Annotated in this window: 18 protein-coding genes; 3 read left to right on the top strand and 15 right to left on the bottom strand. The window is 57.2% G+C overall.

Annotated elements, in window-relative coordinates:
• Nucleotides 1–113: 113 nt before the first annotated feature.
• On the top strand, nt 114–416 hold the full coding sequence (locus MTP36_RS06760) for a helix-turn-helix domain-containing protein (RefSeq protein WP_097783627.1): 303 nt from the start codon (nt 114–116) through the stop codon (nt 414–416).
• A 75-nt stretch (nt 417–491) separates the two neighbouring features.
• On the opposite strand, the gene MTP36_RS06755 is transcribed toward MTP36_RS06760, so the two are convergent.
• From MTP36_RS06755 to MTP36_RS06690, 14 genes are all read right to left on the bottom strand, one after another.
• Nucleotides 492–956 (bottom strand): hypothetical protein, encoded by a 465-nt coding sequence (locus tag MTP36_RS06755; RefSeq protein WP_249254239.1) that lies wholly within the window; start codon nt 954–956, stop codon nt 492–494.
• A 27-nt stretch (nt 957–983) separates the two neighbouring features.
• Complete coding sequence (locus MTP36_RS06750) at nt 984–1,925, bottom strand: hypothetical protein (protein ID WP_249254237.1); 942 nt, start codon at nt 1,923–1,925, stop codon at nt 984–986.
• A 352-nt stretch (nt 1,926–2,277) separates the two neighbouring features.
• Nucleotides 2,278–3,912, bottom strand: coding sequence for a chaperonin GroEL (gene groL / locus MTP36_RS06745; RefSeq protein ID WP_118657353.1), 1,635 nt, complete (start codon nt 3,910–3,912; stop codon nt 2,278–2,280).
• A 46-nt stretch (nt 3,913–3,958) separates the two neighbouring features.
• Nucleotides 3,959–4,246, bottom strand: a complete 288-nt coding sequence (locus MTP36_RS06740; RefSeq protein ID WP_005923585.1) for a co-chaperone GroES — start codon at nt 4,244–4,246, stop codon at nt 3,959–3,961.
• 281 nt (nt 4,247–4,527) lie between these two features.
• On the bottom strand, nt 4,528–5,511 hold the full coding sequence (locus tag MTP36_RS06735; protein WP_249254236.1) for a diacylglycerol/lipid kinase family protein: 984 nt from the start codon (nt 5,509–5,511) through the stop codon (nt 4,528–4,530).
• A 79-nt stretch (nt 5,512–5,590) separates the two neighbouring features.
• Nucleotides 5,591–7,888, bottom strand: coding sequence for an ATP-dependent Clp protease ATP-binding subunit (locus tag MTP36_RS06730; RefSeq protein WP_249254233.1), 2,298 nt, complete (start codon nt 7,886–7,888; stop codon nt 5,591–5,593).
• A gap of 185 nt (nt 7,889–8,073) precedes the next feature.
• The gene (locus tag MTP36_RS06725) at nt 8,074–8,919 is read right to left on the bottom strand and encodes a TPM domain-containing protein (RefSeq protein WP_249254232.1); all 846 of its coding nucleotides are present in this window, start codon (nt 8,917–8,919) and stop codon (nt 8,074–8,076) included.
• A gap of 14 nt (nt 8,920–8,933) precedes the next feature.
• A complete protein-coding gene (locus MTP36_RS06720; RefSeq protein WP_249254231.1) occupies nt 8,934–10,025 on the bottom strand; it encodes a hypothetical protein in 1,092 nt (363 codons plus the stop codon).
• Between the two features lie 98 nt (nt 10,026–10,123).
• Nucleotides 10,124–11,524: an SPFH domain-containing protein gene (locus MTP36_RS06715; RefSeq protein WP_249254230.1), complete on the bottom strand. Its 1,401-nt coding sequence runs from the start codon at nt 11,522–11,524 to the stop codon at nt 10,124–10,126.
• 271 nt (nt 11,525–11,795) lie between these two features.
• Nucleotides 11,796–13,238 (bottom strand): TrkH family potassium uptake protein, encoded by a 1,443-nt coding sequence (locus MTP36_RS06710; RefSeq protein WP_249254229.1) that lies wholly within the window; start codon nt 13,236–13,238, stop codon nt 11,796–11,798.
• A 12-nt stretch (nt 13,239–13,250) separates the two neighbouring features.
• Nucleotides 13,251–14,603 carry a Trk system potassium transporter TrkA gene (trkA, locus tag MTP36_RS06705; protein WP_055185070.1) on the bottom strand — a complete coding sequence of 451 codons (1,353 nt, stop codon included), beginning with the start codon at nt 14,601–14,603 and terminating at the stop codon, nt 13,251–13,253.
• Nucleotides 14,604–14,824: 221 nt separating this feature from the next.
• On the bottom strand, nt 14,825–16,144 hold the full coding sequence (locus tag MTP36_RS06700) for a thymidine phosphorylase (protein ID WP_249254228.1): 1,320 nt from the start codon (nt 16,142–16,144) through the stop codon (nt 14,825–14,827).
• A gap of 38 nt (nt 16,145–16,182) precedes the next feature.
• On the bottom strand, nt 16,183–17,361 hold the full coding sequence (locus MTP36_RS06695; RefSeq protein WP_249254227.1) for a phosphopentomutase: 1,179 nt from the start codon (nt 17,359–17,361) through the stop codon (nt 16,183–16,185).
• Between the two features lie 143 nt (nt 17,362–17,504).
• On the bottom strand, nt 17,505–17,711 hold the full coding sequence (locus MTP36_RS06690) for a hypothetical protein (RefSeq protein ID WP_249254225.1): 207 nt from the start codon (nt 17,709–17,711) through the stop codon (nt 17,505–17,507).
• Between the two features lie 72 nt (nt 17,712–17,783).
• On the opposite strand from MTP36_RS06690, the gene pyk reads away from it, so the two are divergent.
• Together pyk and MTP36_RS06680 are read left to right on the top strand one after the other, a co-directional pair.
• On the top strand, nt 17,784–19,535 hold the full coding sequence (gene pyk / locus MTP36_RS06685; protein WP_249254224.1) for a pyruvate kinase: 1,752 nt from the start codon (nt 17,784–17,786) through the stop codon (nt 19,533–19,535).
• Between the two features lie 17 nt (nt 19,536–19,552).
• Nucleotides 19,553–20,005, top strand: coding sequence for an S-ribosylhomocysteine lyase (locus MTP36_RS06680; protein WP_249254223.1), 453 nt, complete (start codon nt 19,553–19,555; stop codon nt 20,003–20,005).
• A gap of 209 nt (nt 20,006–20,214) precedes the next feature.
• Here MTP36_RS06680 and MTP36_RS06675 read toward each other — a convergent pair whose 3' ends face one another.
• The gene (locus MTP36_RS06675) at nt 20,215–21,057 is read right to left on the bottom strand and encodes an HAD family hydrolase (protein WP_249254221.1); all 843 of its coding nucleotides are present in this window, start codon (nt 21,055–21,057) and stop codon (nt 20,215–20,217) included.
• Nucleotides 21,058–21,063 lie beyond the last annotated feature (6 nt).

Raw genomic sequence — 21,063 nt, 5'->3', positions numbered from 1 at the left:
AATACTAACAATAATATTATCACTTTTATGGCCAATTCACAAGAATTTCGGCGCTTTTTGCCAAAAGTAATAAGATTCTCTATACTTGAAAGCAAAGAAGGGTGGTGCGCTAGATGATTGGTGAGCGGCTGGCAGAATTACGAAAGCTGAATGGTGAAAAGCAACAAGTGTTAGCAAAAGCTCTTAGTGTTTCGGTTTCTACTGTCCGCAGTTGGGAGCACGACAAAAGTTCTCCTGACCATTCAACACTGGTTGCAATTTGCAGACGCTATCATACTTCTTCTGATTTTCTGTTAGGTTTGTCCGATTACGATCCCTCCGACAAAGCCCGCCTCCAGCGCCAGCGCCTGACCGAAGAAGAACAGAACGAGATGCACCGCTACGAAGAATATCTGTTGTGGAAACGCAAAAAATAAGCCGCCCAGCGAGACCGTAAGGTCGCTGGGCGGCTTATTTAAACCAAAATCAAAAGAATTTTGCAGGTACTTATGCTACTCATCATTGTCTTTAAGTCTGGAGATCACAAAAATCATTTGCTTCACGCTCCAAATAAAAAACACTATGCTCGTAATAACTGCTGAAATTTCAACGTCTGCAAGAATCCACTGTATTTTTTCTTCGAACTTTAGAATTATAATTCCTAAAGCAATAACTAACGACGTTATATTAGCTGTTATCCCGATAAAGGCTGCGCGGTATAAATTATCAAGATAATTGTAATCCCAAAGTCGTTTAATACGCTCTTTTTCAAGCGTTGAAATCAGAATACTTATGCCTGTGAATAGAAATCCGCCTATTGTTGCTGACATAGAAATGACGTTATAATGAAAGTCTTTATTACAACTTCCAAAATCCAACACGTTAAAATAAGGGCATTTAAGAACGATTGCCGAAACTCCAGCCGACACAACAACTGCTCCACCTAGTTTAACTATATTCTTCGCTTTTGTTGTCATTCGCTCACCTCCCTTTTTGAATAAAATTCAGCTATGACAATACCTTAGCAGTTCATCTTTGCTTTGAGTGTAGATTTCAGTAAGAATTTCCTTGAATTCCTCTGCCCCGATCGTTTCAATGTTTTCTCTCTCCAAATTCACAGTTTTAGTAAAGCTGTACTGAAGTAAATCATATGTTTGTGACGGTTCGTTTTCAGCTTTTGCATTAGCACGAAGCTTCAGCAATCTTTCACCCAAGGTTGACTTCAAATCACCAATCAGCGTCAAAAAGTCTCTTTCATTCTCAAACATATTCTTGTTTCTGTGGCTTATCACTTCATAAGTTGCTGTACGAGTTCGTACATTTATTAGTGCATCATAGCCAGCCGGATTCACTCCTAGATCGCTAAGAATCCGATTGCTTGGAACAGCGACTTCAATTTCCAATTTACTAATAGTATGTTTGTGAGAAAGTTTAGCAGCTATGTCATCTGTCATGATTGCTGCAAGCTTTGTTGTTACATTTTCAGTGTATAGGAAATAATGGTCAAACATTGCACGGATTGTTGAAACCCTTGGTGCTCCACTGATACTAATATAACTTATAATTCCTGTTGCAAAGTCAATAAAGCAATAGGTGAACAGTTCCAACAGTTGGTTTTCAGACATAGGAACATCCTCTGTTTCCAAGGTTGTCTGATTACGTAATGCTACCGTGTTCGAAGGGTTTTGTTGACCGACCTTTACGAATGCACGGTGATTGGAAAATTCCAAAACTTCAACAACGTCAGCTCCATTTGAAAGCGTCACCGTAATAGCTTTGTTTCCATTTGACAACAGTTGCATTTTATTATCATATATATTCTTAAAATGTTCCTCAATCTCATTTTTTGTCAAGGGAACAAATCTTGTTTGTCGGCTTCCCTGAATTGGAACTTTTTTCTCCAAAACCAAAAGATAAAAGGAAATCTTTCTGCTTTTCCCTGCCATAGAATTCTCTCCCTTAGATAGAATATCAAAACTCAGGTACAACTAATCGGATTTTCAGCAAAATTTCAATTTTTGCTGACATTTTTCTTATTATAGCACACTTTTGTCTATCGTAAATAGCCATTCCCAAATTACACAACACTGACAGTCTGCCGCTCGCAGAAACCATCAGTGGGTTTCATGAGTCTTCAAATCCCCTAGACACAAAAAATCGGCACCCGCTTTTCAGCGAGTGCCGATTTTGTTACCCTATCATGCGCTTTGATTTTTGGCGTAAGTGGCGTAAGTTTGGCGTAAATCCGCTTTTGCGCGCTCCAAAAATCAAGGATTCATGCGGTTTTTTTGGCAGTTATTAGTACATGCCGCCCATGTCACCGCCGGCAGGTGCAGCGGGAGCCGGGGGTTCCGGCAGGTCAGCAACAAGGCTCTCGGTGGTCAGCACCATCTCCGCAACAGAAGCTGCATTCTCCAGAGCGGAACGGGTGACCTTGGTCGGATCCACGATGCCAGCGGCGATCATATCCTCGACAAAGACCTCGTTCTGGGCATCGAAGCCGTAGTTGGGCTTGTTGGCAGAGACGATCTTGTCGATGATGACACTGCCCTCCAGACCGGCGTTCTTGGCGATCTGGCGCAGAGGAGCCTCCAGAGCCTTCAGCACGATCTTGGCACCGGTGCGCTCGTCGCCTTCCAGCGTGTCGCACAGAGCGCGCACAGCGGGGATGGCATTGATGGGAGCGGTACCGCCGCCGGCCACAACACCCTCCTGCACAGCTGCCTTGGTAGCGTTCAAAGCATCCTCGATGCGCAGCTTCTTGTCCTTCATCTCAACTTCGGTAGCAGCACCGACCTTGATGACAGCCACGCCGCCGGCCAGCTTAGCCAGACGCTCCTGCAGCTTCTCGCGGTCAAAGTCGCTGGTAGCGGCCTCAATCTGGCTGCGGATCTGAGCAATGCGGGCTGCAATGGCGTCCTTGTCGCCTGCGCCGCCCACAATGGTGGTGTTCTCCTTGGTCACCTTCACCTGACGGGCATGGCCCAGCATCTGGACGGTAGCGTCTTTCAGCTCATAGCCCAGATCAGAGGAGATCACGGTGCCGCCGGTCAGGATAGCGATATCCTGCAGCATCTCCTTGCGGCGATCACCGAAGCCGGGAGCCTTGACGGCCACGACGTTCAGGGTGCCGCGCAGACGGTTGACGATCAGGGTGGACAGAGCCTCGCCCTCGATATCCTCAGCCACGATCAGCAGCTTCATACCGTTCTGCATCACCTGCTCCAGCAGGGGCACCAGATCCTGAATGACGCTGATCTTCTTATCGGTGATCAGGACAGCAGCGTTGTCCAGATCGGCCACCATCTTGTCGGTATCGGTGACCATATAGGGGGTCAGGTAGCCGCGGTCGAACTGCATACCTTCCACGATCTCGTTGTAGGTCTCGGCGGTGGTCTTGTTCTCCTCGATGGTGATAACGCCGTCAGAGGTGACCTTTTCCATAGCCTCAGCGATCAGACGGCCGATCTCGGGGTCGCCGGCAGAGATGGTGCCGACACGGGCGATATCGTTGCTGTCCTTCACCTTCTGGCTGTGAGCCTTGATGGTTTCCACAGCGGTGGTAACAGCCTTGCTCATGCCGCGGCGGATATCCATGGGGTTGGCACCGGCGGTAACATTCTTCATACCCTCGTTGACCATGGCCTGTGCCAGCACGGTAGCGGTGGTGGTGCCATCGCCTGCGGCATCGTTGGTCTTGGTTGCAACTTCACGCACCAGCTGTGCGCCCATGTTCTCGAACTCGTCCTTCAGCTCGATCTCCTTAGCAATGGTCACGCCATCGTTGGTGATGACCGGTGCGCCGAACTTTTTGCCCAGCACCACATTGCGGCCCTTGGGGCCGAGGGTGATCTTGACGGTGTTAGCCAGGGTATCAATACCAGCGCACAGTGCCTTGCGGGCGTCCTCGCCCTGCTTGATCTGCTTTGCCATAATAAATCGCTCCTTTATAATGCAAACTCAATTGAAAAGGGAAAGCTTAGTCTTCCACAACAGCCAGAATATCGCTCTGACGCACGATGGTGCACTCTTCGCCGTCCACCTTGACCTCAGTGCCGGAGTACTTGCTGGTGAGGACCTTGTCGCCGACCTTAACGGTCATCTTGACTTCCTTGCCGTCCACGACACCGCCGGGGCCAACCGCGATGACCTGTGCGACCTGCGGCTTCTCTTTGGCGCTGCCGGTCAGGATCAAGCCACCCTTGGTGGTCTCCTCGACTTCAACAGTCTTAATGACAACACGGTCTGCAAGAGGAATGATCTTCATAATTCTTGCCCTCCAATTATATTGAATTTATTTGAAACTTTGTTGTGTCCTGCGGGGGCTTCGTGTATGCTCCGCAGTAGTTTAGCACTCTTTTTCTCTGAGTGCTAAGTGTATTGTACTCATCTTGCCCTGAAAAATCAAGGGGTTTTGCAATTTTTCTTTGTTAAGAATTTATGACGGCCAAAAATCGTACCCTGCCACGTAAAAAAGACGCAGCCGCTGCACAATTTTTGCACAGCGGCTGCGTTCTGTTCCGATGGTAAGGTTTGCGGCAGTGCTTTTTATCTTATGCCTGCTTTTTTGGCGGTAAAGCGCTGGTAGGCGGGCAGCGGCAGCAGCACGCGGCCTGTCAGCGGCTGCACCTGCACCGACACCTGCTTGCAGGGGGCACACTCGCCGTCTACGGTGGCAATGATGGGCCCACGGTCATCTGCTGCCCGCAGACTGACCGATTTTGCGCGGCGGTAGATAAAGTAGGGCTTTGCAGCCTCGGTGAGCTGGCCATTTTTAAAATGCTGGCCGTTTTTGTACAACATCAGCAGCTTTGCAATGACCCGACGGCTGACCTTGCGCACGATGAACACATCCAGCCAGCCGTCATCCGGCTGTGCCTCCGGCCCTGCCATGAAGCCGCCGCCGTAGGCGCGGCCGTTGCACACTGCGCACATCAGGCAGTCCACGGTCAGCACCTCGCCGTCAATGACATACTCCACCCTGCGGCCGATATGCCCGCACAGCTGCTGGACAATGGACAGCGCATAGGCTGCTTCGCCGCCGCACAGCGGGATGCGCCGGAACTTGGGGATGCCGTAGGCCACCTGCGCATCCAGACCGGCGGCGCAGATGGTGGCAGAAAGCCCCAGACTGGTGCGCATCAGGTCGATGGGCACCGCCCCGCCGGCCAGCTGGGCGTCCAGATCCAGAAACTCTTCCTTTGTACCGTAGGTGCGCAGAAAGTCGTTGCCGCTGCCATAGGGCAGACAGCCCACGGCGGTCTTATCAAAGCCGTGGGCACCGGTGAGCGCCTCGTTGAAGGTGCCGTCACCACCGGCGGTAAAAATGCGCAGCTCCACCCCGGCCTTCTGAGCGGCAGCGGCGGCAGCGCGGGACAGTTCCCGGGCGTGGCCAGCGTGGGTGGTGACGCGGATGGTGTAGTCCTCCGGGGCAAGCCCGGCACCGGCAGCCGCTGCCGCGATCTGCTGCGGCAGGGTGCGGGTACAGTCGGCCTTTCCGGCTGCGGGGTTCAGAAGAAACAGCGTGTGCATCGGGGTCCTCCCTGTTGTAGCTCTATTTCCTCTATAATAGTCGAAAACCGTGCCGGTTGCAAGCAAAAACGCTATTTTCTTATAGGGTTATGGTCTCATCCTCCCGCAAAACAATGCTGCCATCGGCGGCGCAGTCTGCCGTCCAGTGCTGTCCTGCGCAGGCAGTCCCGGCGGCAATGCGGTTTGCAAGCGCCTGCTCCACTGCCCTGTCCACCTGACGGCGCAGCTCCCGCGCACCATAGGCCGATTGCGCCCGGGCAGCCAGTGCCGCCCCCACCTGCGGGGTGTGGCGCAGCCGGTAGCCGCTGCGGGCGGCGCGCTGCTCCAGCTGACAGAGCATTTTTTCTGCAATGGCGCAAAGGTTTTCTTCTGCCAGCGGGCGGAACACGATTACCTCGTCCAGCCGCCCCAGCAGTTCCGGCCGGAACCACTTTTTGGCTTCCTCCACAGCCTGTGCGGACTGCTTTTCAAACACTGCTTCTGCCCCGGCGGCAAAGCCCAGCGGCGCGTTCTGCCCCGCTAAGAAGCGTGCGCCCAAATTTGACGTGAGCAGCACGATGCTGTTGCGGAAATCTGCCTTGCGCCCCATGGCATCGGTCAGCTGACCGTCCTCCAAAATTTGCAACAGGATATTCTGGATATCCGGGTGCGCCTTTTCGATCTCGTCAAACAGCACAACGCTGTACGGGCGGCGGCGCACGGCCTCGGTCAGCTGCCCGCCCTCGTCGTGGCCGAGGTAGCCCGGCGGCGCACCCAGCAGCCGGGCGGCGGTGTGCTGCTCCTGATACTCCGACATATCAAATTTGAGCAGTGCTTTCTCGCTGCCGAACCAGCTGACCGCAAGCGCTCGTGCCAGTGCGGTCTTGCCCACGCCGGTAGGCCCCAAAAACAGCATAGCACCGATGGGCCGCCCCGGCTCACCCAGACCGGTGCGGCTGCGCCGGATGGCCCCCGCCACCGCAGCCACCGCACGCTGCTGACCGACGATCTCGGCATTCAGGCGGCTTTCCAGCTTATCCAGCCGCTCCCGTTCCTGTTCGCCCACCCGCTGGGCGGGCACGCCGCTGGCTGCTGCCACTACCCGGGCGATGTCCTCCGGGCTGAGCACCGGCTGGGTGCGCTGCTCCTTTTCGGCAAGGATGCGCGCCGCCGCACAGGCTTCGTCCACAAGGTCGATGGCCTTATCCGGCAGGCAGCGCCCGGGCAGATACCGCACCGAAAGCTCCACCGCCGCCTGCAGGGTCTGCGGCGGCAGTCGCACGCCATGATACCGCTCGTAGCGGGGCGCAAGGCCGTTGAGGATCTCCACCGCCTGCGCGGGGGTGGGTTCTTCCACCTGCACCCGGCCAAAGCGGCGCTCCAGCGCGGCATCCTTCTGGATGTGGGTGCGAAACTCCTGATTGGTGGTGGCGCCGATGAGCTGCAACTCGCCCCGGGCAAGCACCGGTTTTAAGATGCTGGCAGCGTCAATAGCACCCTCGGCGGCACCGGCTCCCACGATGGTGTGGAACTCGTCGATGAACAGGATGGCAGTGCCGTCCCGCACCAGCTCTTCCAGCAGGTTTTTCAGACGCTCCTCAAAATCGCCCCGGTACTTGGTGCCCGCCACAAGACTTGCCATATCCAGCGCCAGCAGCCGTCGCCCTTGCAGCGCTCTGGGCACCTGCCCGGCGGCAATGCGCAGCGCCAGACCCTCAGCCAGCGCCGTTTTGCCCACGCCCGGCTCCCCAATCAGACAGGGATCGTTTTTCTGGCGGCGGCACAGGATCTCCACCATGCGGTCCAGCTCCGCTTCCCGGCAGAACACCGGGTCCAACTCCCCTTCGGCGGCGCGGCGGGTCAAATCGCGGCAATATTTATCGCTGGCGCGGCTGCCCCGGGGGATGCTGGCCGACACCCGGGGCTGGGCGGGCAGCACAAACTGTCCGCTCAGCTGGCGGCACTCCCGCACTGCCTCGGTGAGCGAAAGCCCCATCTCCGCCAGCAGCAGCCCGGCGGCGCAGCCGTCATCTTCCAGCATGGCGCAGAGCAGGTGCTCCGGCTCTGCCCGGCTGACGTGGGCGTTCTGCGCCCCAATGAGCGCGTAGTCCATGGTGCGGCGCAGGTCCGGTGCCATGGACTGCCGGGTCAGCCGCTGTACCGGGGCGCTGCGCCGCTGCGCCAGCTGGCGGCGCACCTCTGGCTCGGTGATGTTTTTCCGGGTGAGAAACTGCGCCGCAGCACCCTGCTGCCGCAGCATTGCCAGCAAAAGGTGGCTGGTATCCGCCTGCTCACAGCCCAAATCCCCCGCCAGCTGCACCGCCTGCTGCAACAGCCGCGCCGCCGGGCGCGAAAAGCCCCGGTAACCGCCCATGCCCAGATTTTCCCAAATGCCCATGTGTCTGCTCCTTGCTGCATATAAAATCGTCTGCACTGGAAGTATAGCCCTAAAGGCGCAGAAAAAATCAGTCGTTTGTGTCGGGCGGCAGAAAAGTAAAAAACGATCCGCAGTGGTTGCCGGGGCGCGGGTGCGTCCGGCTGCTGCGGATCGGTTTTTGAGATTTTATCTTGCGGGGAACGTTTTCAGAACGAACCACCACCGCCGCCGTGGGTAGTGCCGCTGGAGGAGGTGTGGGTGGAGCTGCCGCCGGAATCGCTGGAGCTGGACTCCTTCGGCCGCTCGGTGCGGTGCACGTCACGGTACAGGAACAGATCCCGCTGGTTGGTCAGCTTCATGCTGCCCTGCCGCACATAGCTGGTTGCGTCCCGCTGCGGTGCCACGCTCTTGAGCCGGCTCTTCATCACGCCGGTCACGATCAGTGCAGTCACCAGACCAATGACCAGCGCCAGACCCAGATACAGGATGGAGAACGGCTCCTTGGGCATGTTGTCCACATCGTAGGGGTGGCCTTCGCGGGCGGCGGTGATATATGCGTCCGTCCACTGGATAAAGGTGCGGAAGGCGGCGGCGTAATCGCCGTCTGCCATGTCGGGAGTCATCTGCTCGCCAAGGTACTGGATACCGGCATCCGTAAAGGCGGTAATGCCGTAGCCGCAGGTAGAGATATGCCATTTGCGGTCGCCTATGCTTACCAGCAGCAGCACGCCGTCCCGGTTTTCACCGTAGCCGAACTGGCAGTAATCATACAGGTCATCGGCATATTCCTCCATGCTGGTGCAGCCCTCGCTTTCCAGCGAGTCGATAGTGGCAATGACCACATCAAAGCTCTGACGGACGCTCAGCTCCTCCAGTGAAGCTTCCAGCTCGCTGTCCTCATCCTCGGTCAGGACTTCCGCGCTGTCGTTCATGCGGTAATACAGGTCGGCAAAGCCGTCTGCGGCAAAGGCCGGTACAGCCAGCGCCAGCAAAAGCACCAGTGCGGCCAGCGCAGCGCAGAGGGAGCGCAGTCGGGTAGCAGTGTTTTTCATCTTCCGTCCCTCCTTTACAGAATACCGGCCAGCCACAGCAGCCACATCACCGCATAGGATGCAGCACCGACGGCTGCTGTAAGGCCCAGCGTCCACTTGCGGGCAGCGGCCTTATCCACCGGCAGGTTGCCAACAAACTTGCCGGTCTGGCCGTTCATGGCAAAAATGTAGTTGTTGCCTTGCCAGCTGGTGCTCAGCACCCACACCGGGAACAGGGCATACTTTGCCTTGCCGCCGTGCAGCTGGATGCTGCTGTTCTCCATTTTCACGGAGTCGTAGCCGGTAACGGTCTGGGTAAAGGCGTCCTCAGTGGACTGCCGGATACGCTCGTTGGCGCGCTTGATGCTCTTTTGGGCGTCCACATCGTACTTATCGGCCACATAGCCTGCCAGATACGCGGTCTTGAAGGGCACTGCGTCCTGCATGGCAAAGGGCTCGATGGATTCCATCAGGTCGTCCTCCATCTTGGAAGAGCCGTCCACCGGAACCGCGTCAAAGCCAAGCACGCCATCCCGGCGCACAGAGTAGTAGCTGGTCTCGGTGTAATCGTAGTCGTCATCCGACCAAAAGCGGGTGCGGGTGGCGGTAAAGCGCAGCTGGGCGTCGGCGTCGCTGTCGTACAGCCAGAAGGGCACATACACACCCTTGATCTCGTCGATATGGTTCTGGCTGCGGAACACCTTGGGCAGCAGGGTCTTACCCTTGAGGTGCTCCTGCAATTTTGTCTTGGCAGCTTTTTTGTCCAGCTTGAAGGGTATGATGAGGTCGGGGCGCAGGTCTCCGGCAAACTGTCCGGTCAGCACGATGGGGTTGCCGCAGAAGGGGCAGGCCGAAGCGGCCATGGTGTCATCGCCCACGATCTCACCGCCACAGCTCTTGCAGACGTAAGTATGCAGACCGGCGGTCTCGCCCTCTGCCCAGCTGCCGCCGGGGGTGGTCCAGTTCATCTTGCTGGGCTTTTGGTCTTTCAGATCCTCATCGTAGCCCTTCAGCGCGTCCACCTCAAACTCGGTGTCGCAGTAGGGGCATTTCATCTTCTGGGTGGTGCTGTCGAACCGGATGGCACCATCGCAGCAGGGGCACTTATATTCCAGCATTCCTGCCATAGTGTTTCCTCCTGTAGTCTGCGGGGCAAGGGCTTATTTGCTTTTCTGCCCTGCCCCGCAGCGTGATCGGTTATTGTGCGGCGGGCTGTGCGCCGGACTTAGCTGCGGTCGTTGTCGTCAAAGGGGTCACCGCACTCCGGGCAGAACTTGGGCGGATGTGCGGGGTCTGCCGGCTCCCAGCCGCATTTATCGCACTTATACTTGGGTGCAGCGGCAGGACGAGGCTTGCCGCACTCAGAGCAGAATTTGCCCTTATTCACCGCGCCGCAGCTGCAGGTCCAGCCCTCTGCTGCCGCCGGGCGGGGCTTGCCGCACTCCGGGCAGAATTTGCCGGTGACGGTGGCACCGCAGCTGCAGGTCCAGCTGTTAGCAGCAGGCTTCGGCTCCGGCTTTTTGCTGCCGCATTCCGGGCAGAACTTGCCGGTGGCGATAGCGCCGCAGCTGCACTTCCAGCTGTCGGCGGCAGAAGTCTGCTGCTGGGGTGCTGCAGGCTGCTGCCCCATGGCGAACAGGCTCTGGGCGTTCATGCCGTTTGCACCGGCTGCCATGCCCATGCCCATAAAGCCGGTCATAGCACCGGCGGTGTTCCCTGCGGCGGTCTTCATGGCGTCGATCTGACCGCCCACCAGACGGGCTGCGGCGGTGGTGGGATCGGTGGTCATGGCGTTCTCTTCCCACTCGGTGATCTTTTTCTGCTGCTCTTCCGGGATGGACAGGGAGTTGATGTTGAAGGAGAATACCTCAATGCCGCGCTTTTTGCGCCAGACATTTGACAGCTGCTCGTTGAGCGCCTCGGAGATTTCCAGCGTGTGGGCGGGGATCTCATAATACTGCACCTTGTTGGCAGAAAGGGTGGCCAGCGCAGGCTGCAAAGCGTTCATCAGCTCACTCTTCAGGCGGGGAGCCAGCTCCGAGGCATCGTACTGGTTGGAAACATTGCTGCACACGTTGGTGTAGAACAGCAGCGGATCGCAGATGCGGTAAGTAAAGCTGCCGTTGCAGCGGATATTCACCGAGAGCTTATAGCCCCGCTCCTCGCTGACCACCACCCGGAACGGGATGGGCGTCGCGGTGCCGTACAGGATCTCGCCCAGTTCCTTGGTGTTGATGTAGTATACGCGCTGATCCTTGCCGGTGTCGCCGCCGTAGGTAAAGCGCTTGGCTACGGTCTGGAAGGTAGCAGCCAGACTATCGCCAAAGTTGCCGGTGAACACGCTGGGCTCGGTAGAGGAATCAAAGGTATACTCGCCCGGCTCGGCGCACACCTCCACCACCTTGCCCTGCTCCACGATGAGCATACACTGACCATCGGCCACGGCGATGCCGCTGCCGTTGGTGATGATGTTATCCTCGCCGTGGTTGGAGCTGCGGCGGGAGGTGCGCTTTTGGCCCTTGACCATCAGCACATCTTTGTCCAGAGAATCGCAATAGAAAAATTCCTTCCACTGGTCTGCAAGAGTTCCGCCCAGTGCGCTCATACCTGCTTTGATCAAACCCATAGTAATTTCCTCCTGTACGTTTTATTGTTTTGCTTTCTTCTTTTTTATCATGCAGAACGATTTCGTTTGTAAAAAGGTTCTGCCTGCTCAGGGGTAAGGGTCAGATAATTAATATTATAATCATACTGCAATGCGGCACTGAACGCAAGGCATTTCTAACCGTTGCCACCTGCCTTTGCAGCTTCTTTCATAAAAAAGAACACCGGAGCGTCCATAGAAGCTCCGGTGTTCTGAAATAATAATTTTCTTTCTTGTTTCGCGCCAAAAAGGCTTAGAACCGCCGCCATGTATCCGGCATAAACAGCACCAGCATGGGGAAGATCTCCAGACGTCCGGCCAGCATATCAAAGATGAGCACCAGCTTTGCGGGGTCTGCAAAGCAGCCGAAGTTCTGCATTGGGCCTGCCATTTCCAAGCCCGGGCCGATGTTGTTCAGGGTAGCAGCCACGGCGGTAAAGTTCGTCACCATATCAAAGCCGTTCAGGCTGATGAGGAAGAAGGAGGCCGCAAAGATAAAGATATACGCTGCAATGAACACGTTGGTGGTGCGGATAGTCTCGTGGTTCAGCAGCTTGCCGTCCATGCGGGCGGGTGCCACCACCTGCGGGTGCAGAGCGGTCTTGAGTTCCTTAACTAAGGTCTTTCCAAGAATAAGGAAACGGCTCACCTTGATGCCGCCGCCGGTGCTGCCCGCGCAGGCGCCAATGAACATGAGCATGACCAGAATCTCTTTAGAGAGGGTGGGCCACAGGTCAAAATCGCAGCTGGAGAAGCCAGTGGTGGTGATGATGGAGCCCACCTGAAAAGCGGCCTGCCGCAGCGCCTCGCCAAAGCTGTTGTACATACTATAAATATTGGCAGTGATGATACCCACTGCCACCGCAATGACCACAAAGTAGCCCCGCACCTCCTCGCTGGCAGCAGCGCGGCGGAACTTGCGCATGAGCAGCAGGAAGTAGGCGTTGAAGTTGACGCCGAACAGGATCATGAAGATGGTCACGACCCACTGGATGTAGGGCGAAAAGCTGGCAAAACTGTCGTTGCGGAAGCCGAAGCCACCGGTGCCCGCCGTACCAAAGGCAGTGAGCATGGCTTCGAACAGGGGCATTCTGCCCACCAGCAGGAATACCAGCTCCAGCACGGTGAGGGCAAAGTAGATGCCGTACAGGATCTTAGCGGTGGACTGCACCTTGGGTACCAGCTTGTCCACCTGCGGGCCGGGGCTTTCCGCCTTCATCAGGTTAACGTGGGAGCCGCCGGTCAGCGGCAGCAGCGAGAGCAGAAACACCAGAACGCCCATACCGCCGATCCAGTGGGTGAAGCTGCGCCAGAACAGAATACCGTTGGGCAGCCCCTCCACGGCGGGCAGAATGCTGGCACCGGTGGTGGTAAAGCCGGAGACTGTCTCAAACAGGGCATCCACGGGGTTCGGGATGCAGCCAGTGAGCACAAAGGGCACCGCGCCTATCACCGAGATGAACACCCAGCACAGCGAGGTAGCCGCAAAGCCTTCGCGCATATAGAACACCTTACTGCGGGGTTTGATGGTATGCAGGGCGTAGCCGATGCCGGCGCTGACCGCAGCTGTGAGCAGAAACACGCCCAGCACCATCCACTCGCCATACACTAAGCTGGCAGCAGCGGGCAGCAGCAGCAACGCGCCCTCGATCATCAGCACATAGCCCAGCAGACGGAAAACGATTGCATAATTCATAGTCTGCCTCCGTCAGTGCTCCACAATATCGCGCAGATCGTGCAGACCATGCTCCAGCGTGACCACGATGACGTTGTCGCCCACTTGGATCTGGTCGCCGCCGCGGGGGATCAAAATCTTGCTGCCGCGGGTAATGCAGCACAGCAGCAGGTTCTTTTTCAGGTGCAGCTGGCTCAGGGGCACACCGGTAGCGGCGCTCTCCTCGTGCACCGTAAATTCCAGTGCCTCCACGCGGTCGTCCAGTATGCGGTACAGCGTCTTGATGTTGTTGCCCGCCTCGTTTTGCAGGGCGCGGACGTACTGCACGATGTAGTCACAGGTCATGTACTTGGGGTAGACCACGCTGCCCAGATCCAACCCGGCCAGAATATCGTCAAATTCCAGACGGTTGACCTTGGTCACCAGTTTGCCGTTGGAGTGCTTTTTGGCAAACAGGGTCAGCAGCACGTTCTCTTCGTCAATGTTGGTCAGCGCCACAAAGGCCTCGGTAGATTCCAGACCCTCGGAAAGCAAAAACTCGCGGTTGGAGCCGTCCTCATTCAGGATCTGTGCGCCGGGCAGCTGCTCGGCCAGTTCCACGCAGCGGGCGGCGTCCCGCTCCACGATGCGCACCCGCACATGGTTTTCCAGCAGTTCCTGACTGAGGTAGTAGGCAATGGCACCGCCGCCCACGATGAGGGCGTTGCGCACCGGCTGCACGGGCAGATGCAGCTGCTGGAAGAAGGCGTGCGCCTTTTCCTGCGTAGCAAGGAAGGTGACCTGATCGCCCTTTTGCAGCACAAAGTTACCGTTGGGGATGATGACCCCGCCCTCACGCTCCACCGCGCATACCAGAATATCGCTCTTGAGCCGGGTGGGGATCTCGCGAATGGCTACGCCGTCCAGTGCATCGGGCAGCGCAAACTTGATCAGCCGCACACGGCCGTCCGCAAAGGTATCGATCTTGCTGGCACCGGGGAACCGCAGCAGATGGGAGATCTCCTTTGCCGCTGCCATTTCCGGGTTGATGATGGCGGAAATGCCAATCTGCTTTTTGATAAAGTCCAACTCGTGGCTGTAGGACGGGTTGCGCACACGGGCAATACCGTGGCAGTGACCCGCCTTTTTGGCAAACATGCAGCAAAGCAGGTTCAGTTCGTCCGAGCCGGTGACCGCAATGAACACATCCGCATCCTCAATGCCCGCCTCGGACAGGGTGGTGATGGACGAGCCATTGCCCACGATGCCCAGCACGTCATAGCTTTCGGTCAGGTGCTCCACGCGCGCTTTGTTGGTGTCCACCACAGTCACGTTGTGGCCTTCCTCGCTGAGCTGGCGCGCCAGAGCCGTGCCGACCTTGCCGCCGCCCACCAGAATGATCTTCATAAAAAGTCCTTTCTCCTTTGGCAGCCCCTTTTTCCGGGGCATACAAGTACAGCATAGTATATCATATCCCGATGCAAAGTTCTACCGTTTGCCCCGCAAATACAGCGAATTGCTTAAAAAACGACAGTTCTTTTGTGCAAAAGGCCAATTGCAGCGTGAAAACGCAAAAAGGGACTGCCGCACAGCTTTGTGCAGCAGTCCCCTTGGAGGTTCTATAAGATTCAGTACCGCTCTACGCCGTCCTTGGTGACAAGGGCGTACACCAGCGGAGCTTCCTCCGGCTTTTCAGCGCCGTACACAAGACCGCTGCGGTACTCGGCGGCAGCAGCTTCAAACTTGTCCGCAGCGCCGTAGAAGGTGGCAAGGCTCTCGCCCTTATGCACATAGTCGCCGCGCTTTTTGTGCAGAGTGATGCCGGCGGCAAAATCCAGCGGGTCGCCCTTTTTCTGGCGGCCTGCACCCAGCAGCACACTGGCAGAACCGATCTTTTCCGCATCGTTGGCCACGATGTAGCCGTCCTGTTCAGCCAGCAGTTCATAGCTGGCGGCGGGCTGTGCAAACAGGCTGTAATCATCCAGAACCCGGATGTCGCCGCCCTGTGCGGCAAACATTTCCTTGCACTTTTCAAAGGCAGAGCCGTCCGCAATGACAGCTTCGGCCATGGCGCGGCAGTGGGCGGCATCGCCCTTGCCTGCCAGTACCAGCATGTTGGCCGCCAATTGCAGGCACACCTCGGTCAGGTCTGCCGGGCCGTGACCCTTGAGCACGTCCATACTCTCCATGACTTCCAGACTGTTGCCGATGTTGTGCCCCAGCGGGGTGTCCATATCGGTGATCATGGCAGCTACCTGGCGGCCATGATGGGTGCCGATGGCGACCATCAGCTGCGCCAGCTCAATGCTCTGGTCAACAGTTTTCATAAAAGCACCGGTGCCGGTGGTGACGTCCAGCAGGATGGCGTCCGAACCGGAGGCCAGCTTTTTAGACATGATGCTGGACGCAATCAGCGGGATGCAGCTGACAGTAGCGGTAACGTCCCGCAGGGCGTACATCTTTTTATCCGCCACAGCGATACCCTCGCTCTGTCCGATGACCGACAGACCGATCTGGTTCACCTGTGCAAAAAACTCCTCCTGCGAGAGAGCGGTCTTTGTGCCTGGCACGCTCTCCATCTTGTCGATGGTGCCGCCGGTGTGGCCGAGGCCCCGGCCGCTCATTTTGGCGATCTTCACCCCGCAGGCTGCCACGATGGGTGCGATGACCAGCGTGGTTTTGTCGCCCACGCCGCCGGTGGAGTGCTTGTCCACCTTGATGCCCGGAATGGGCGAAAGGTCTACCATCACACCGCTGTGCGCCATCACATCAGTCAGTTCGGCGGTCTCCTCATTGGTCATGCCGCGCAGATACACCGCCATCATCCATGCGGCCATCTGGTAGTCAGCCACTTCCCCACTGACAAAGCCGTTGACAATGGCCTCCAGTTCCTCCCGGGTGTGGGTGCCGCCATCCCGCTTTTTTGCGATCAGATCATAAATACGCATCGTTTCACGCTCCTGTTCTTACTGTTTTTGGGGGCGTTTTATGCCCGGATTTCCTGCCATACGCTCTTGCCGTCCAGCGTGGAAGCGTCCACTTCCAGATACTCGCAGATGGTCTGGGCAATGGTGCCGAAGCACAGCTTGGTGCCCAGATCCATACCCGCCTTTACGCCCTTGCCACAGACCAGATACGGCACATACTCGCGGGTATGGTCGGTGGTCTTGGTGTAGGAGGGGTCGCAGCCGTGGTCGGCGGTGATCATAAGCAGATCACCCTCCCGCATTCCCGGCAGGAAGTCGGCCAGAAAATGGTCGAACTCGGTGGCGGCGGCAGCGTAGCCTGCCACGTCGCGGCGGTGGCCGTAGAGCATATCAAAGTCTACCAGATTCACGAAAGCCAGACCCTCAAAATCCCGGGTCTGCAAAGCCTTGGTAAAGGCTATGCCATTGGTGTTGCCGGTGGTTTTGATCTTTTCGGTCACGCCCTCGCCGTCAAAAATATCGTAGATCTTGCCCACAGCGATCACGTCCTTACCGGCATCCTTTAACAGATCCAGCATGGTGGCGCGGGGCGGCTTCAGGCTCAGGTCGTGACGGTTGGTGGTGCGGTAAAAGGTGTCGGCGCTGTTGCCAAGGAAGGGGCGGGCGATCACACGACCCACGCCGTACTTGCCCTTGAGCATTTCCCGGGCGATCTCACAGTAGCGGTACAGCTCGTGCACCGGCACCAGTTCTTCGTTGGCAGCCACCTGAAAAACGCTGTCAGCGCTGGTATAGACGATGAGGGCGTTTTCCCGCATGGCCTGCTCGCCGTAGTCCTTCAGTACCTGCGTGCCGGAATAGGGCTTGTTGCACAGTACCTTATGGCCGGTTTTTTGCTCGTACTCCCGGATCAGCTCCTCCGGAAAGCCCTTGGGGAAGGTGGGCAGCGGCTCCGGGCTGACTACACCGGCGATCTCCCAGTGGCCGATGGTGGTATCCTTGCCCATGCTCTGCTCCTGCAGGCGGGCAAAGGCAGCCGCCGGGGCATCCGTTCTCTCCCCTGCGGTCACGCCGTCAATGTTGAACAGACCCAGCTTGCGCAGATTGGGGCAATTGAAATTGGGGTGGTTCGCAATGGCACCCAGGGTGTTGGTGCCTGCATCGCCAAAGGCAGCGGCGTCCGGCTCTGCGCCAATGCCAAAGCTGTCCAGAACGATCAGAAAAACGCGTTTTTCCATAATGGTCACTCCATTTCTCCGGGGCGCACCCCGGAACAGTACTACTTTATTACCCTTATTATAAGCAAAAAGCCTCTCGGATGCAAGGGGCAGCGGCCTTGTGCGGTCTTATCAGTTTTTGCGTTTTGCAGCAGTTTTTCCTGTCAGACAGCACGCAGAAAGCTGCGGCGCATCGTTAAAAGTTTTACAATCTTTTCTTTGGGCATCAGCAGATGCAAAAACTTGTATTCAAGCAAAAATTCCTCTTGCTCTCTTGCACCGGAATGATTATAATAATAGGTGGTAGAGTTTTGGGTTTTCCCACTCTGCCATATAAACCGACCCGCTGTACCGGGAGTTTTTACTCCCATTGGTCATACACAGCAGCCTGCAGGGATGCTGTGCCGGATATAGGTAAGAGAGAGTTGACGGAGGTATATTGCATGAGAAAGACGAAAATTATTTGCACCCTTGGCCCTTCCACCGATAAGGAAGGCGTGCTGCGCGATCTGATTGCCAACGGCATGAACGTGGCCCGCTTCAATTTTTCCCACGGTTCCCACGAGGAGCATCTGGGCCGCCTTGAAAAGCTGAAGGCTCTGCGCGAGGAGCTGGGCAAGCCCGTGGCTGCACTGCTGGACACCAAGGGCCCCGAGATTCGCCTGAAGGACTTCAAGAACGGCGTTGAGAATCTGGTTGCCGGCCAGACCTTTACCCTGACCACCCGCGATGTGGAGGGCACCAACGAGATCTGCTCCATCACCTACAAAGATCTGCCCATGGACGTGGAGCCGAACGGCACCATCATGCTGGACGACGGTCTGATCAAGCTGCAGATCCAGACCGTGAACGACACCGACATCGTCTGCACCGTACTGAATAGCGGCAAGATCAAGAACAAGAAGGGCGTCAACGTGCCCGGCGTGCACCTGTCTATGCCGTATATGAGCCAGCGCGATAAGGATGACATCATCTTCGGCATCCAGCAGGGTTACGATTTCATCGCCGCCTCCTTTGTGCGCACCGCACAGGACGTGTACGATATCCGCAACCTGCTGAACCAGTACGATTCCAACATCCGCATCATTGCAAAGATCGAGAACCGCGAGGGCGTGAACAACATCGACAGCATTCTGGCTGCTGCCGACGCCGTGATGGTGGCCCGTGGCGATCTGGGCGTGGAGATCGACTTCACCGAGCTGCCCGGCATCCAGAAGACTATTATCGACCGCTCCTTCTCCTTCGGCAAGCCCATCGTCACCGCTACCCAGATGCTGGACAGCATGATAGTGAACCCCCGCCCCACCCGCGCCGAGATCTCGGACGTGGCAAACGCCATCTACGACGGCACCTCTGCCATTATGCTGTCCGGTGAGACCGCTGCCGGTGCCTACCCCGTGGAGGCACTCAAGACCATGTCCGCCATTGCTGAGCGCACCGAGCAGGAAGGTTTCCATCTGCGCGGCCGCATGATGGATTCCAACCCCGGCAAGATCAGCGTCTCTGACGCTACCGCCCATGCTGCCTGCCTGACCGCACGGGATGTGAACGCCGCCGCCATCGTTACCGTGTCCGAGTCCGGCACTACCGCCCGCCTGCTGAGCAAGTACCGCCCGCAGCAGCCCATTATTGCCTGCGTCATGCGCGAGCAGGTGCAGCGTCAGCTGTCCCTGAGTTGGGGCATCACTCCGCTGATGATGTCTCTGGCACACAGCACCGATGAGCTGATCGAGATGTCCACTGCTCTGGCCAAGGAGAACGGCTACCTGCACAACGGCGAGCTGGCTGTTGTGACCGCAGGCGTGCCCGTTGGCGTTTCCGGCACCACCAACATGATCAAGATCCACATGGTGGGCAACTGTCTGGCTACCGGCGTGGGTGTCGGCCCCGAGAACAACGATGTTGCCAGCGGCAAGGCCTGCGTCTGCCGCACCATGGACGAGGTGCGTGCCAAGTTCAAGCCCGGCATGGTGCTGGTGGTGCCCTCCACCAGCAACGAGATGCTGAGCTTTGTACGCGATGCTGCCGCTCTGGTGGTAGAGGAGCCCGGCCTGAACAGCCACGCCGCTATTGCCGGCAAGGCACTGCTGAAGCCCACCGTTGTGGGTGCCGCCGGTGCTACCAGCCACATCCGCGATGGTCTGATGGTGGCTGTGGACTGCGCACACGGCAGTGTGCAGCGCCTGCAGGGCTGATAAAGGAGAACTGTAGTATGGAACGTATCGCAAGCTTTTGCGTAGATCACACCCGGCTGGAGCGCGGAATGTACCTGAGCCGTCAGGACGGCGATGTGCTCACCTGGGACATCCGCATGAAAAAGCCCAATCAGGGCGATTACCTGAGCACCGCCGCTGCCCACACGCTGGAGCACCTGTTTGCAACCTATGCACGCAACAGTGCCGTGAAGGACGGGGTGATCTATGTTGGCCCCATGGGCTGCCGCACCGGTTTTTACCTGCTGACCCGGGGGCTGACCCCGGCGCAGGCATTGCAGCTGACGGTGGACGCCTACCGCTTTATGGCCGATTTTGAGGGCGCTGTGCCCGGTGCCAGCGAGGTGGAGTGCGGCAACTACCGCGATATGGATCTGCCCACTGCCAAGGCCGAGGCCGCTGCTATGCTGCCCGTGCTGGAAGCGCTGACCGCAGAGGATCTGCACTACTGATTTATGAACCAAAAGGAGCACCGCACAGTTTTTTGTGCGGTGCTCCTTTTCATTGCAAAACGATTTTGAATGGCCTCCGCTTCCGCTCTGGCCATGTCAATAGGAATTTTATTATTAAAGAACAATCCCGGAAAGTCTGCGGACTTTTCGGGATTGTTCTTTCACAGGAAAAGGGTTTCAATTGGAAATGGCTTCTATATCTAAAACGATCAAATCAGCCCCAAGGCTGCAAACTCCTTAGCAATGCCGTCCTCATACACCGAGGGAGCAATGCGGTCGCAGCGCTGCTTCAGGCTTGCAGAGCCGTCGGCCATACAGACACTGATGCCGACCACATCGGTCATTTGCAGATCGTTGTCGCTGTCGCCAAAGCCGATGCTGTCCTGCAGGGGCACACCGAGATAGTCGCAGACGGCCTTGATGCCGCGTCCTTTGTCAAATTTACGGTTGATGAGTTCACCATTCACATAGCCGCCGTCCAAACTGTCCAGCTTGCTCTCGCAGAACACGAATCTGTCCTCGTACAGGCGCTTGGCCTCGTCCAAGTCCTTGCTGTGCTCCGCAATATACACGATCTTATACAGCGGTTCACCCTTGTAATCAGCCAGTGGACTGATGGTCATGCCGTCCTCCATGGCCTTGCGCCAGCGGGCGGCTTCGCTGTTCAGAGGGCCTGCATCCCGGTGGGTAAAGCTCCAGCGCTCTATCATCTTCAGGCTGCCGTAGGTGGCGTCCCGCGCTTCCAGCGTACATTCTACACCGTGGCGCTCCATGGCGCTGCGCACGTCCTTTGCCAGCTGCGGCTCCATAGGCAGGTCTACCAGCACCTTATCCCCGCAGAACACATAACCGCCGGCACTGCATACCGCGCCATCAAAGCCATAGTCCAGCAATGGCTGGGTCATGCGCAGGTTGCGTCCGGTGCACAAAAACAGTTTATGGCCGTTGGCGTGTGCCTTGCGCAGCGCTTCCACCGTGCTTTGGGGGATCAGCATCTCGCCCGGGGGCAGCAGAGTGCCATCGATATCTAAAAAGATCAGTTTTTGTTTCATTTGTTC

It is taken from the genome of Faecalibacterium sp. I4-1-79, from assembly GCF_023347235.1.
GTDB classification, from domain to species: domain Bacteria; phylum Bacillota; class Clostridia; order Oscillospirales; family Ruminococcaceae; genus Faecalibacterium; species Faecalibacterium tardum.
Note: the sequence above shows the minus strand (reverse complement) of the source record. Positions and strands in the feature narration are given on the sequence as shown.

What these genes read in the sequence shown, in the direction of transcription:
- pyk (WP_249254224.1), top strand. Translation starts at nt 17,784, where the DNA reads ATGAGAAAGACGAAAATTATTTGCACCCTTGGCCCTTCCACCGATAAG.
- trkA (WP_055185070.1), bottom strand. Translation starts at nt 14,603, where the DNA reads ATGAAGATCATTCTGGTGGGCGGCGGCAAGGTCGGCACGGCTCTGGCG.
- MTP36_RS06720 (WP_249254231.1), bottom strand. Translation starts at nt 10,025, where the DNA reads ATGGCAGGAATGCTGGAATATAAGTGCCCCTGCTGCGATGGTGCCATC.
- MTP36_RS06710 (WP_249254229.1), bottom strand. Translation starts at nt 13,238, where the DNA reads ATGAATTATGCAATCGTTTTCCGTCTGCTGGGCTATGTGCTGATGATC.
- MTP36_RS06680 (WP_249254223.1), top strand. Translation starts at nt 19,553, where the DNA reads ATGGAACGTATCGCAAGCTTTTGCGTAGATCACACCCGGCTGGAGCGC.
- groL (WP_118657353.1), bottom strand. Translation starts at nt 3,912, where the DNA reads ATGGCAAAGCAGATCAAGCAGGGCGAGGACGCCCGCAAGGCACTGTGC.
- MTP36_RS06755 (WP_249254239.1), bottom strand. Translation starts at nt 956, where the DNA reads ATGACAACAAAAGCGAAGAATATAGTTAAACTAGGTGGAGCAGTTGTT.
- MTP36_RS06760 (WP_097783627.1), top strand. Translation starts at nt 114, where the DNA reads ATGATTGGTGAGCGGCTGGCAGAATTACGAAAGCTGAATGGTGAAAAG.
- MTP36_RS06690 (WP_249254225.1), bottom strand. Translation starts at nt 17,711, where the DNA reads ATGGGAGTAAAAACTCCCGGTACAGCGGGTCGGTTTATATGGCAGAGT.
- MTP36_RS06700 (WP_249254228.1), bottom strand. Translation starts at nt 16,144, where the DNA reads ATGCGTATTTATGATCTGATCGCAAAAAAGCGGGATGGCGGCACCCAC.
- MTP36_RS06750 (WP_249254237.1), bottom strand. Translation starts at nt 1,925, where the DNA reads ATGGCAGGGAAAAGCAGAAAGATTTCCTTTTATCTTTTGGTTTTGGAG.
- MTP36_RS06735 (WP_249254236.1), bottom strand. Translation starts at nt 5,511, where the DNA reads ATGCACACGCTGTTTCTTCTGAACCCCGCAGCCGGAAAGGCCGACTGT.
- MTP36_RS06725 (WP_249254232.1), bottom strand. Translation starts at nt 8,919, where the DNA reads ATGAAAAACACTGCTACCCGACTGCGCTCCCTCTGCGCTGCGCTGGCC.
- MTP36_RS06675 (WP_249254221.1), bottom strand. Translation starts at nt 21,057, where the DNA reads ATGAAACAAAAACTGATCTTTTTAGATATCGATGGCACTCTGCTGCCC.
- MTP36_RS06695 (WP_249254227.1), bottom strand. Translation starts at nt 17,361, where the DNA reads ATGGAAAAACGCGTTTTTCTGATCGTTCTGGACAGCTTTGGCATTGGC.
- MTP36_RS06730 (WP_249254233.1), bottom strand. Translation starts at nt 7,888, where the DNA reads ATGGGCATTTGGGAAAATCTGGGCATGGGCGGTTACCGGGGCTTTTCG.
- MTP36_RS06740 (WP_005923585.1), bottom strand. Translation starts at nt 4,246, where the DNA reads ATGAAGATCATTCCTCTTGCAGACCGTGTTGTCATTAAGACTGTTGAA.
- MTP36_RS06715 (WP_249254230.1), bottom strand. Translation starts at nt 11,524, where the DNA reads ATGGGTTTGATCAAAGCAGGTATGAGCGCACTGGGCGGAACTCTTGCA.